Here is a 13502-nt window from a genome sequence, read left to right on the forward strand (position 1 = left end):
CGATAACTGATCACCGATCACCGATCACCAATAACCGATCACTGATAACCGATCACCGATCACTGATAACCGATCACCGATCACCGACTCGGAGGCCCCCATGCTATGGGAAACCATCCTGCTCGCCCAACGTGAAATCCGCCGCAATGCCTTGCGCTCATCATTGACCATCCTGGGCATTGTCATCGGGGTAGCGGCAGTCATCACCCTGGTAACCATCGGTGGGGGTGCCACGGCCAAAGTAACGGCCGATATTTCCAAGCTGGGCAGCAACCTGCTGCAGGTTCGGCCGGGACAGCACATCCGTGGTCCCGGCGGCACCCGCGTCAGCGCAGACAATTTTGAAATCGCCGATGCCATTGCCATCCGCGATGAAATTTCAGGACTCGCGGCCGTGGCACCGTCCGCCAATTCAAATACCCAGGCCATTTACCGGGGCCGGAACTGGTCCACATCCATCACCGGCAGCACCGATGCCTTTTTAAAGGTCCGCAACTGGACACTGGTTCTGGGACGCAACTTCACCGATCATGAATTGGGCGCCGGTGCAGCGGTTTGCATCATCGGCGCCACCGTGCGCAAGGAACTCTTTGGCGGTCAGGACCCCATCGATGAATCCATTCGTTTAAAAACGCTTTCATTCAGGGTTGTGGGTGTGCTTGGCGCCAAGGGCCAGTCCAGCTTTGGTACGGATCAGGACGATTTCATTCTCATCCCCTTGCACACCTTCCAACGCCGTATTTCCGGTAATCGAGAGGTCAGGGCCATCTACCTGTCCGCCCACGACGGCGTATCGACAAAGGCCGTCAAGGCCGATGTGGAGCGTTTGATGCGTCAACGGCGTCACCTCCCGGAAGACAAGGATGATGACTTCCATGTACGCGATATGCAGGAGCTCATGAGCACCCTCACCGGCACCACCCAGGTTCTGACGGCACTGTTGGGCGCCGTGGCGGCGGTGAGTCTATTGGTTGGCGGCATCGGCATCATGAACATCATGCTGGTTTCGGTGACCGAACGCACCCGTGAAATCGGCATCCGTTTAGCCATCGGCGCACTGGCCCGTGATGTGCTGCTGCAATTTCTCATTGAAGCGGTGGTCCTTTCCTCTTTTGGAGGGCTGGCGGGTATCCTTATAGGATTGACGGCGGCCGCCATTGGTGCGCATGTGCTGGGCGTGCCGTTTATTTTGAATAGCGGCATTATCATTGTTGCATTTCTCTTCTCAGCTGCCGTGGGTATACTATTCGGTTATTTCCCGGCCCGTCAGGCCGCGCGGCTGGATCCCATTGACGCGTTGCGCCACGAGTGATGAGTGCTGATCTCCTTCACCGCCGACAATACCCACTTGCCCGTGCCCGGACGCGTGGAGCTAAGGCTGAATTGGACAGCGGGTTGCCAGAACCAATCATCTTTGCTAATGACAACCCATTCAACTTTTCTGCAAATAAAAACATATGGCGACCACCAAAGCACAAAAAAAGAAAACCAAACGCAAGAATAAGCTTCAGGCCCGTAAAAAAGCCCAGCATGCCGAGGCACGCTCGGACAGGGCCGACTTTTTTTACGCCGAATCCCAATGGTATCAAGACCAGGGAAATTTAGACAAGGCACTGCATTTTATTAAAAAAACACTGAAACTGGCGCCGACTGACATCGACTCCATCAAAGCCCTGGCCAATTTGGGATTCTTAATGGATGACCCGGATGTGAAGCTCGATGGTCTGACCCGGTTGTACCGCAGCGGCCAGATGGAGGATCTCCTTTTACCGCAGTTTGCCAATCTCTTGGTCGATAAAGAAAAGTATGAACTGGCCATGGAAACGATTGATCTGCTGATCGATCGGATGCCGTCCCTGAAGGTCAAAAACCGGCGGCAACTCCGGTCCGATGCAGAGCAACTCAGGCGTTACTGCCAGTATCGATTGCAAACCCGACTGGAACGGTCGACCCCGACCTCCCAGAAGGCAGCCGCCCGCCCCACGCATAAAAAAAAGCCGCCGGCGGCAAAGAAAAAAGCGCCCCCGGCGAAGGAAAAAATACCGGCAGCGCCTCCCAATCCTACCACGCCGGAGCCCTCGCTGCCGGACATTCCTGTCACCGTCGTTATTGACCGGGCGTCCTTTGAAGCGCCCCTATCCGCCGGCTTGGCTTCAACTTACGAGCAATATCAGGTCGCCTTGGAATCCCAGCGCATTCGCTTCAGGGAATCCTTTGAAAACTTGATCTGCCTGCCCCACCTTACCGGTGTCCACTCCCTGTGGTACCAGGAAGAAACCGCCCGCAAGGTGATGAGAAGCCTTCGCGGACGCGCCCTGTTGTCCGACGAAGTAGGGCTGGGCAAAACCATCGAGGCCTGCGTGGTCCTGAAGGAGTATATCCAGCGCGGCATGGTTAAAAGTGCCCTGATCCTGACCCCCACACCGCTGGTCAGCCAGTGGCAGGAAGAACTGCAAGCCAAATTCGCCCTTGATTTTCCATCCACCGACGATCCTGATTTTCGCAAGTCCAATGGGACGTTCTGGGAGCAGCCGTTTATTCTGGCCTCCATCAATCAGGCCAAATCCAAGCGTAACGTCGATGCCGTGACCGCCCGCGAATATGACATGGTGATCGTCGATGAGGCCCATCACCTTAAAAATCGCAATACCCTCAACTGGAAGCTGGTCAATGCGCTCAAGAAACGGTTTCTGCTGCTGTTGACCGCCACGCCGGTGGAAAACAACCTCATGGAGCTGTACAACCTGATCACCTTGCTCAAGCCGGGCCAGCTCAAAACGGCGTCGGCCTTTCGGGAGCAGTTCATGACCAAGGGTGATCCGACCAGTCCGCAAAACCGCAGTCGCCTCAAGGAACTGCTCGGCCAGGTAATGATTCGCAATACCCGGGCGGTGGCCAAAATCAATATCCCCCCGCGTTTTGCCGAAACCGTACGGGTCGATCCCACCAGCGCGGAAAAAGAACTTTACGAACGCATCAACACCTTGGTTCAAGCCATCAACCAGGCCAACGGCACCGGGAACAAACTGTTGCTCAAACATCTGTTGGCCGAAGCCGGATCTTCTCCACAGGCAGTGGAATTGACACTTTCACGCATGCTGGGAAAAAAGGAACTGCTGCTGGATCATGAAAAACAGATAAGGGCCATCCGCAATCTGACCCGGTCCATGGGGGATACGCAGAAAAACAAAGTTCTGCTCAAGCTCATTCGCGGCACACCGGGCAAAATGATCATCTTTGTCAAATACATGGGCACCCTGGACCATATCTCTGATTTTCTCGCCTGGCAGAAAATACCCCATGCCGTGTTTCACGGTCAGATGAAAAACGCGGAAAAAGATGCACAGATCGAGCAATTCAAGGCGCAATCCGATATTCTGGTCACCACGGAAATCGGCGGCGAGGGGCGTAACCTGCAATTCTGCCATCAGATGATCAACTACGACCTGCCCTGGAACCCCATGAAAATCGAGCAGCGCATCGGCCGGATTCATCGTATTGGCCAGGAGAAGGAGGTACGTATTTTCAACCTTTGCGCGGCCAACAGCATCGAGGATTACATCCTGGAAATCCTGGATCGGAAAATCAACATGTTCGAGATGGTGATCGGTGAGATCGAAATGGTTCTCGGCCGCGTCCGGGGCGAGAAGGATTTTTCCGACCGTGTGTACGAAATCTGGATGGATGCGGCAGTGCCGGAAGCGCGTCAAAAGGGCTTCGACCAGTTGGCCACGCAGCTCAAGCGGTCCAAAACACGCTACCACACCACCAAGCAACTGGATGAGAACCTTTTCGGAGAGAATTATGAGCTCTGATTCGAACCACGCCATAGAATCGTTTGTGAGCCGTTTTTTTGCCTGCCGGGGGGCTGTGGTCGAAAAACGGGGGACCGGTTTGGATGTGCTCGCGCCTGGGGACCTGGCAAAGCAAATCGGCATCCCGGAGTATTGCCACCTGACCGTGGAAAGCGAGTCACCGGAAGACTACAGCGTCAACTACGGTTCCCCGTTGCTGGAAACCATCACTCAGGTCGCTGGAAAGCAGATCCCCTTGACCATCGTCCAGCTTGGCTTTCACTACCTCAAAAGCCAGGGATTTGACAGACTAATCCAGGAGGGGTTCACCTTTCACGGTGCCATTGGTCGCGTTGACAACACGGCCGAAATACGCACCGATTACCTGTTGCTGACCTGCCGTTTCCTGGCCCAGAGCGATGAACAAAAAGAGGGGTTGATTCCCCTGGCCTTTAATCTTGAAACCGGTGCACCGGTCGTCAACCTGGAAGAGATGCTGGACGCCGCTGAAAAAAAATTTGAGCCGGGTGGCCCCTGCAGCCCCCTTGAAGCCGAAAAAATCGAGTCCATCGTCCAATGGGTCAACCGCCAGGCACCCAATTGGGTTGATGCCCAGATCCAGTCTTTCCGTGACAGCATGAATCGCCGTTTCAAAAGGGATGTAACCAACCTTGAAGCCTATTACACCGAATTGAAGCAGGAGATGACCGAGAACTTGAAGCGCAGCGGCCTGTCCAAAGAGTTAATCAAGGACAGACAAGAAAAAATTGCGCTGATACCAGAGGAAATGGCCAAGAAAAAGGACGACCTGTTTAAAAAATACAGTATTAAGGTAAATATCAGGCTCAGCGGCGTTATGCTGATCCGCACGCCGGCCGTCAAGTTGTACTGCCAGGCCACCATTGGCCGCCGCAAAAAACCCTTCACCCTGTTTTATAATCCCATCAACAAATCCCTGGACCCCCTGGTTTGCGACGGTTGTGGGCAACCCGCGACCAGCATCCATTTCTGCGATAGGCTACATCTGCTGTGTCCCGGCTGCGCGCCAGCATGCCCTGTCTGTGCCGGCGGTTCAAAATAGCCGACGGTGAAAGCCGGATATAAGCAATATCGCAATCAATAAAGGGTAAAGGGGGCAAACAAACCAAAATGATCGGAATCCTTCTCATTGCCATTGGCAGCCTCGGTGCCGCCAGTTTTTATGTGCCTTTTAAAAGGGATTATTTTGGGGTATCGGCGGGCGTGTTACTGAACAATGTGGCCCTTACCTTTCTCGCCGGCGTACTGTGGTTCATCCAGTTTCACTTTTTTGGGATGGGCAAAAGCCTGCTGCCGGCATCGATGGATGCTTTTGCATGGAGCATCCTGATGGCCCTGAACATTGCCATGGCCAATATTTGGGGCCTTTTCCTGAAAGAATGGAAGGGTGTGGATCGCAAGACCATTGTCGTACTGATCGTCGGTATCTTGATCCTCATCGCTTCCACATTTATCGTCAAACTCACCTGATCCGGCATCAGAAAAGTAAGGGACAGCGCTAAATATCTCAATAAGTCGCATCAAATCTGATTTTGACAAACGGAGGTTGAAGGGTTTTTCTTCTTTAACCGCTGTTTCCTTTTTTGGGGTGGCGGGTGGGCACCGTTATGTGCGGGAGGTCTACCATATCACTTGAACTGGATACTGACTGAAGGCAGCATCGCTCGTGATCACCGGTAGTTGTTCGGTAAGCCCCTGGGCAATGATCATCCGGTCAAAAGGATCCCGATGGTGAAAAACCAGATCGATTAATTTGAATAGGTGCGTTTTCTCGATGGGCAAAACCGTTATAGCATTTTGTTCCAGATGTTCCGAGATGAGCCGATCGAACGGAAGCAAAAGCTCAAGCTTGCCGATGCTTGTTTTTATGGCAATTTCCCACAAGCTGGCTGCGCTGATAAAAATTTCATTGTCCAAGTCGGCGATATGGCGGCGGGCATCGACGCTTAGCTTGTCGCTACCGGAAATAAACCACAAAAACGTGCTGGTATCTATCAGAGCACGCATTACATATAATCCTTGAAATCGTTGAGTGGTTGGTCAAAATCGTCGGGCATTTTGATCAGGCCCTTGGCTGATCCGAATTTGCGTTCTTTTTTGGTTTTTACCAGCGGAACAATTTTAACAAAGGGTTGACCGTTCTTAGTGATAATGACCTCGCCATTGCTGACGGTTTTTTCGATCAGCTCCAGAAAGATTTGCTTGGCCTGGTTGATATCGATGTTAAGCATTTTATATGCTCCTGTTTTTGTTTGCGGCTACATTCGGTGGTAATTTCAATTTTGATTTTCTTGGCATAATGCATTTCATAACATGCCTTTTTGAAAATGGTTCATTTAACCTTTGACATTTGATGTATATTACATCATTTATGTTCAAAATAAAATACATCATAAATTGTCCCTATTTTTCTTGACAATTGCCATTCAGGTGTTTGGAACTGTCTGGGACAGTTCTAAATATCTCAACAAGTCGTATCAAATCTGATTTTGACAAACGGCGGTTGAAGGTGTTCGACTGGCGTGGTCATTGCCCCCTGAAAATATGATCCAATTTATCAGATGATGGTGCCGGTGAGAATAAAGATGTATTCCACTGTCGGATAAGTGAGGCTGGATTACGTCAGAAGCCGCAAGGACCATGACAGGTCCTTTGTTCGGACAGGTCTCAAGCGGCGGCACCCTTTCTTCATTCCCCTTTTACCTTTGGATGAAGGTGGTGGCGTCAATAATCTGGATGCCGTCAAATTGCTTCAGATTCCTTCGATGGTGGTACCGGGATAGGGGTCAAGTCTGCTTTTAGCTTTTTATTAATTCAATAAGAGTCAAAAGCAGACTTGACCCCTTTATGCGGAATCTCATGGACCAAATTACAACAATGCGATCTTCTAAAAAAATAAAATTGATCAAATTTTGAAGTGGTTAAGTATTTTTAAAATTGTGAATTGAAATTAGGGTTCGCGCAAAAATAAATTCACAAATTGTCAGTGTTCAGGCGCCCGCTCAGCAAGGCGCGAAGACAAAGGAATATCAGGCATATTCCGTGTTTTCGCAACGCCGCTGAGCGGGATGGATGGGCGCTGAAAATGTGAAATTATTTTTGTGCGAGCCCTTAGTATTTTGATCAAATAATATTTGTTAAATTCTATAGAACTTTTTAAAATAATTATTGCATATGTTCATAACATTTGATAATTGAGTACTTTTCAAACTTCCAGTCCTAAAAATATAGAAAGAACCTAAAGCAAAATAAGTTTATGCCTGAGTTATTTGAAGGATAATATGCTTGCCTTCTTTTTTCTTTTTAGTGTTGTTAAATAATTGGCAAAGCAGCTTCTACTATATAAAGCAGAAAATCTACCAAAACAACTTGCGTATTATATTTATGATATCATAATGTGTTAAGTTGCTGTATGTTAGCTAATTAATATTATTTAAATAAAATTTACTATTTAGTTCCCATCCATAAATTGCTGTTTTCAGCCGTGTGACGAGAAGTAAAATTGGGGCGAAGATTCTCCAAGGCAGCAGTAGACAACCAAGCCAGTCTCAATATGGGCAAATGCTCACAGATGCGCTTCCTCGGACGCAGCTATTTACTCGCTTTTGATACCCGGCTGTTTTCAGGCGTAGCCTAAGCCGCAGTTGCCAATTGCTTTCGGGCAATCGTTAGCAGGTTGGCTGCGACAACCGATGAAAGCACGTAGCTTTTGAATGAGCGAAATCCTTTCCAGGTGCAACGGGTCAAGCCGAAACTGCGTTTGAGCCAGGATATTCCCGATTCGATTCCGGCGCGGAACTGTCGAAGCTTTTTGTAAACATAGTGACTGCGACACATGTCAGTCTCTTCGTAACGACTCACACCCCCATAGAGAATGCAATGAGGAATAGCCTTTTAACAAGACAAATTGATTTCAATCTGATATTCTCACGTTGTGAAGAATAAGCGGAAAAATCGATTTAGCCCGGATGACCTGAATCAAATCAGTATAGAATCTTTAAACCGCCTGAATAAATCGGATTTAGTCTCGCTGACGTTGAGGCTTCGTGATTTCGGGATCGAATTGTATGAGAATTTAAACCAGGATTCCAGCAACAGCTCCAGGCCTCCGTCATCAGACGATCCTTTTAAGAAGAAAGATAAAGCAGATCCGTCCAAAGAATCCAAGACCGAGGATCAAGAAAAAGACGGTGATAACCCCGCAGTCGATGATCAACCCGTTGAAGATCGAAACGCTCCCACAGCATCCGATGACAGTCAAAAACGTAACGCAGGGCGTCAACCCGGCTCACAAGGCTTTTGGCGAGCACAAAAACCTAAAGCCGATTATATCGAACATCATCATCCGCAGCAGTGCATCATCTGCGAGAAAAAACTTGCCTTGAAGGTATCGCCGCACACCGGTTTTTATACCTATGAGCTGGAAAGAAATCCAAACGGCTTGGAAATCACCTGTACCCTTCATTATTATTATAGCGCCGTTTGTGAGTGCGGGCATGATAACATCGAGCAACCCGGTGAAGGATATGTATCGATTTTGGAAGGCCGCAAACGAAACATCAAATTGAGCGAGTATACGATGGTCGGTCCGATGCTCGCCACTTTCATAGCGGCATTGAATCGCCGCTGCGGTATGTCCCGCAACAAAATCAAGGAATTTCTTCAAAACTGGTTGAATTTTGAGCTGTCCATTGGTCTGATCTGCAAATCAATTCGAGAAGTCGGCATTGCCTGTAATCCCGTGGTGGATGAGTTGATAAAGGAATTACAAAAAGAAGAGCAAGTCCATCTGGACGAGACCCCCTGGTACCAGAAGGGCATCTTTTTATGGGTTTGGGTGGCAATCAGCAAGACAACGGCAATCTATCGAATCGGTACCCGTAAAAAAGAGGTACTGTTGGAATTGATCACCGAAGCCTTTTTCGGGTGGCTGATCACCGATGGTTATGGGGCTTATCGAAGCTACTCGAAAAGACAGCGCTGCCTGGCCCATTTAATCCGAAAAGCCGTTGCGTTAACGGGCGCGGTGAACGAGGATGCTCAGAAAGCCGGGGATTGGTTCTTGAGGAAACTGCGAGGGCTGATCAAGACAATGGCCCAGGGCGAGGATGGCAAGAAAAAATGCAACCCAATCCTCGCCCGCTTAAAAAGGGCTTGCAATCTGGGATCCAAATCAGATCATGCCAAATTAAAAGCTCTGGCAAAAGAGATTTTAAATGATTGCGATGCGGTGGTGGCGTTTGTTAAAAATCCCGGCTTGCCAGCCACGAACAATGAAGCCGAGCGTGCCCTGCGGTGGGTGGTTCTATTCCGAAAAATCACTTTTGGCACCCGTACAACCGAGGGCAGCCTCTCATTTTCGGCGACGCTAAGCATCATCGAAACATGCCGGCTAAGAAACATTGATCCCTGGAACTATATCGCGGAAGTTCTTGCGCAAGGGCGCAAAGGAATTGTCATTCCTATCCCAGCTGTATAAAATGCTGCCTTTTCTATGGGGATGTAAATCGTTACATTGCCCCCTACTGAGTCTTGAGATTATCAACGACCACATTGTGGCATTTTTTGATATGTGCCTCAAAGGAGCTTCAGAGAACACCATCGAGGCCCTTGATTATCCTGAGGCCGCCTTTGAAACAACCCGCCAGGTGAACGATGATGGTGATGATGGCGATAGGCGGTTGCTTTATTCCAAGCCTTACATTTTAGTATTATACAAAGGACTTAGTTTTATTGTGTCTGGGTCCAAAGCGACAAGTTGCAGATTTGAAAGTGATTCGGGGAAGGACTCGCGGGGTTTGAAACCGGAGAGATCAGGGATTTGATCATTCTTATTGGATGAATACATTTGCTTTGGATCGATTTTCGGCATGGTCAGCGAAAAAAGATCCCTTTGGTCTTGTAGCATGTCACTGTCGTTGTTTGAAAATGACCATGATTGGATTCCTTCAGTCGCCTTGGGCGTGATGCCAATGGGCAACGTATTGGGACGAAAGGCATTGATCTTGTTGTACTCGCTGATAAACGCAAACGCACTGAATTCCAATTCTTTATTGCCGTTACCCTTTTCAATTAATTCAAAATCACTCCCTGCATGATGGCTGCGAAGCGAATAAGTAGAAATTTGAAAAGTATTCATACTGACCCATCCCTTGGTGAAATCAGAGTTCCGGGTGCTGTCAAAAAATGTCAAAAAGGCCCCGACCAGGGATTGCAGAGCAAATCCGGCACGCCCAAAATTTCGGTACTGAGCATTTGAAAGGTGGGCATCCGTTTCAATGGCCAGGCCGGAAAACGCTGCCGAAAGCTCCCAATCTTTGTCCTGAGAGGTCAGATATAAGGCATGTCCCATTTCATGGACCAAAACAGAGCTTAACGCCCCCGCCGCCACTTCGATCCAATTGCTGTTTTTGAATGTCTTCATGTTGATGCCGAAGATATTTATTTCATAGTTCGACTCAGCATGGCAAACTGACAGCTGAAAAAGCATCACCAAAAAAACAAAGCCAAAAACACATTTTTTTATCATACCGTCTGACCCCTTTTACGAAATATCGCCCAAATGTGTTGGACGATGTCTTCGCAAAATTTATCGGGTCAGTAGTAAAAGCGCTTTAACTGGCTTCACTAGTTTTACATATTTTTCTTTTTTAGTTTTCTTTTATTATGAATATTATTAGAAAGTTAAAGAATTCTCTAAAATTTGTTTTTCTACATTCAGTCATTCATTAAACATCAAAAAAAGTATAATTATTTTCAACTAGTAGTATACAAAAAAGCAAACTTAAAGCGTTTGTTCAGGAATAATCGCCAGGGCATCGTGAATGTGCCGAACAAAGATGTCCACAACCGCAGGGTGTTTGCCAAGCCCGTTTTCCTTGACCGTCACCTTGCAACCGGCATCCAAAAACGCCTGTTTCCAGGAATCCTCGTCTCCGGCAATGTCCTCTTGAAGATGGACGCCTGCCACCAGCATCAGAGGCACCAGATGCACATGCTTGACGCCGGTTTGCATAACACGATCGACCGTCTGTTCCATCGCCGACTCGCCTTCGACAGTGGCCACATGGATGTTGACGCCGGAAACCTGAATGATTTGCTGCAACGCCGGATAGGCGGTCCATGCCGGGTGATCGGTGCCATGGCCGATCAACACCGTTGCCGTGCCATCGCCTGCCAAACCATTCCCCAATATCGCATCGGTAAGCTGTCGGTAGTCGACAGGGGACGTCAACAATGGGAGTCCCATGCTGGTACGTAGGCGACTTTCTCTCACCTCATCCAGCAACCGGTAGAACTCATGACCACAAATCAGGTGCATGCTTTGCACCACGGCCCAGCCATATCCCTGACCGGAAAGTTCATCCAGAACCTGAACCGGATCTTTCATATTAGCCTGATGCTTCTTTTTCATGTGCGATCGCACCATCCGGGAAGTGTAGGCCCAACGCACCGGATGGTTGGGAAAAGCGTTTTTAACGGCAGTGTCGATAAAGCTGTAGGTATCAAGCGCCCGTGATGTGGTACCGAAGGCGGCCAGGACAATCGGTGTGTTTTTTTGCATTGGGTATTCCTCCTTGGGAAACGATGACCGGTGATCGGTGATCGGTTGTCGGTTGCCGGTTGTTGGTGATCAGTGATCGGTTGCCGGTGAACTGTGAACCGTAAACTGTGAACTGTTTTTAGTTAGAACGTCAGATTCAGCCCGGTGAGAAATCTGAAACCATCATCCGGGTATCCGTGATGAACCTCGTATCGTTTATCAAAAAGGTTATCGAGATTGACAAACCACTCTACAGCCAGTTTCTTGATTTTAAACGGCTGGATGGCTTTAAAATCCACGGTGGTGTAATCATCGAGGCTCTGGTCCTCGCGGTTTTGAGACTCGCTATACTGTTTGCTGCGATAACGCACCGTTGTTTCCAGTCGGGTACCGACAGATTTAAGGGTGTATAGCAGTGCCAGCTTGAGTTTCACCCGCGGTGTATAGGTCAGTTCATTGCCGGTCTCTTCGATTTCCGAGTCCTGGACAACCGCACTGGCATCCATGGTCAGCCCCAAGTCAAGCGCGTATTTCCAGGCCGCCTCCACCCCTTGTCGCCAGCTGCGATTGGCGTTCACCGGCCGGTAGATCAGGTCATCACCACGCTCATAAGTGATGGGATCACTGACATCGGATCGAAACAAGGTGACCAGAAATGAGTGCGACTTCCCCTTGCGGAACTCGGTTGACAGGTCGTAGGACCAGATTTTCTCTTTGTCCAGGTCCGGGTTTCCACGAGACTGATCGATGCTGCCATGGCTGGGCTGATAAAGCTGGCCAAAGTTAGGAATATTCACCGTGTAACCGGCATTGGCCTTGATGGCCCAATGCTTGGCCAAACTATAGCGCAGGCCACCGGAAAACCCGGGATTTACGTCAAAGTCACTGGTGTAATCGCCGCGGGCACCAAGGGTCACAGAAAAGGCCTGCCAGTTGCGGTCCGCTTGAGCGCCGAGCCCGGCGGTGGTCCGATGGTGGGTGCCGGAAAGGGTATGGTCCACATCGTCACGCTCCAGGATGCCGGAGAGTTGCAGTCCCCATTTTTCTTCCGCATCGGTCCAATTGTTCTCAGCTTTCAGCCCGTATTTCTGGTTGTCCAGGGTGGACACCAATTCGGACTGACTTTCATCTTTCAAATCGATCAGGTCCCCGTACAGGTTCAAGGCATAATCACCCGTCGAACCGATAATTCCACTCAGCCGACTGTCCAGAGAGCCCTTTTGATAGGATTGGCGAGCATCCGGCGTGGGATTGTCCTCCGGGCCGGCAGAACCGTATTCCGACAGGTAATAGCGCCCGTTCAGTTCAACCCGCTTTCCTGCACCCAGTTCCCGGTCCCAATGCAAGGATAAGTCTCCGCTATCCCGATCGCTGTTGGTTCGCTTGCCGTCGCGATGCTTGCCGCTGGCCGTAACCATGGCACCGCCCTTTTTCATTGAATAGCGGTGACTTACCGTACCCTCTACCTGGCCATAGGAACCACCGGCGCCACGGATACGCGTAACGTGCTTGGATTCATCGTCACGGGCATCCACACTGTCCCGGGTTGTGATCACAATGGCCCCTTCGCTTGCCCCCGCTCCCAGCCAGACCGGCACCGGCGGTTTGAAAACGGTAATCGATTTAACGATATCGATGGGAATCGAGGAGATATCCGCGCCACCGTACTGGCTGCTGTTGAGCGGCCGGCCGTTGAGCAGCACCAGAACACCGCCGGCTTTTCCGGAGCCACGAATGGAAATCCGCGAGCCGATGCCCGAGCTTTTTTTCACGTCTACGCCGGCCATGGTATTCAGCGCCTCTTCCACACTGAGCAGATTCCGTTTTTCGATTTCCTCAAGCCCCAATATAACCACCTGCTGAGGATTCTTTTCGATGAAGGCATCGATCCGTTCAGCTGTCACCACGATGCTGTCCATCGCCGTTGCATCTTTCGATTGGGCGGCATGGCCATGTCCGTGACCGTGACTCTCCTGGGCGGCAGCCATGCTCCAGGGAAGCAATAGCATGACTAAAAACATCCACCCCATCGGTGTCAATAAAAAACGAAGACGCATCTTTTTCGTGTGTTGATCGACAAACTGCTTTTGTTTCACACTTTTTCTTTTCTCCACGATTCTCCTCTT

Annotated in this window: 10 protein-coding genes and 1 pseudogene; 5 read left to right on the forward strand and 6 right to left on the reverse strand. The window is 49.7% G+C overall.

From position 1 onward, the window contains the following. Positions 1 to 100 precede the first annotated feature (100 nt). From Dvar_RS24285 to Dvar_RS24300, 4 genes are all read left to right on the forward strand, one after another. Positions 101 to 1312 carry an ABC transporter permease gene (locus Dvar_RS24285; protein ID WP_419655707.1) on the forward strand — a complete coding sequence of 404 codons (1212 nt, stop codon included), beginning with the start codon at positions 101 to 103 and terminating at the stop codon, positions 1310 to 1312. A 145-nt stretch (positions 1313 to 1457) separates the two neighbouring features. Continuing rightward, positions 1458 to 3815, forward strand: a complete 2358-nt coding sequence (locus tag Dvar_RS24290; RefSeq protein WP_419655708.1) for an SNF2-related protein — start codon at positions 1458 to 1460, stop codon at positions 3813 to 3815. Continuing rightward, on the forward strand, positions 3805 to 4875 hold the full coding sequence (locus tag Dvar_RS24295) for a hypothetical protein (protein WP_419655709.1): 1071 nt from the start codon (positions 3805 to 3807) through the stop codon (positions 4873 to 4875). The genes Dvar_RS24290 and Dvar_RS24295 overlap by 11 nt, the downstream gene beginning before the upstream one ends. A 68-nt stretch (positions 4876 to 4943) precedes the next feature. Next, positions 4944 to 5303, forward strand: a complete 360-nt coding sequence (locus Dvar_RS24300; RefSeq protein ID WP_419655710.1) for an L-rhamnose/proton symporter RhaT — start codon at positions 4944 to 4946, stop codon at positions 5301 to 5303. A gap of 150 nt (positions 5304 to 5453) precedes the next feature. Here the strand turns inward: Dvar_RS24300 and Dvar_RS24305 are convergent, their stop codons facing one another. From Dvar_RS24305 to Dvar_RS24315, 3 genes and pseudogenes are all read right to left on the reverse strand, one after another. Continuing rightward, positions 5454 to 5840 (reverse strand): type II toxin-antitoxin system VapC family toxin, encoded by a 387-nt coding sequence (locus tag Dvar_RS24305; RefSeq protein ID WP_419655711.1) that lies wholly within the window; start codon positions 5838 to 5840, stop codon positions 5454 to 5456. After that, positions 5840 to 6064, reverse strand: a complete 225-nt coding sequence (locus tag Dvar_RS24310; protein WP_419655712.1) for a type II toxin-antitoxin system Phd/YefM family antitoxin — start codon at positions 6062 to 6064, stop codon at positions 5840 to 5842. The genes Dvar_RS24305 and Dvar_RS24310 overlap by 1 nt, the downstream gene beginning before the upstream one ends. 1402 nt (positions 6065 to 7466) lie before the next feature. Further along, positions 7467 to 7673 (reverse strand): annotated as a pseudogene (locus Dvar_RS24315) (transposase); the annotation flags it as partial. 223 nt (positions 7674 to 7896) lie between these two features. Between Dvar_RS24315 and tnpC the strand changes: the two are divergent. Continuing rightward, positions 7897 to 9312 (forward strand): IS66 family transposase, encoded by a 1416-nt coding sequence (tnpC, locus tag Dvar_RS24320; RefSeq protein WP_419655713.1) that lies wholly within the window; start codon positions 7897 to 7899, stop codon positions 9310 to 9312. Positions 9313 to 9531: 219 nt separating this feature from the next. Here the strand turns inward: tnpC and Dvar_RS24325 are convergent, their stop codons facing one another. The 3 genes from Dvar_RS24325 to Dvar_RS24335 form a co-directional block, all read right to left on the reverse strand. Then, on the reverse strand, positions 9532 to 10362 hold the full coding sequence (locus Dvar_RS24325; protein ID WP_419655714.1) for a hypothetical protein: 831 nt from the start codon (positions 10360 to 10362) through the stop codon (positions 9532 to 9534). A 255-nt stretch (positions 10363 to 10617) separates the two neighbouring features. Continuing rightward, positions 10618 to 11397, reverse strand: a complete 780-nt coding sequence (locus tag Dvar_RS24330) for a sirohydrochlorin cobaltochelatase (protein ID WP_419655716.1) — start codon at positions 11395 to 11397, stop codon at positions 10618 to 10620. Between the two features lie 122 nt (positions 11398 to 11519). Further along, entirely contained in the window at positions 11520 to 13490 is a 1971-nt protein-coding gene (locus Dvar_RS24335) for a TonB-dependent receptor plug domain-containing protein (RefSeq protein ID WP_419655717.1), read from the reverse strand. Positions 13491 to 13502 lie beyond the last annotated feature (12 nt).

It is taken from the genome of Desulfosarcina variabilis str. Montpellier, assembly GCF_048565275.1.
Lineage (GTDB): Bacteria > Desulfobacterota > Desulfobacteria > Desulfobacterales > Desulfosarcinaceae > Desulfosarcina > Desulfosarcina variabilis.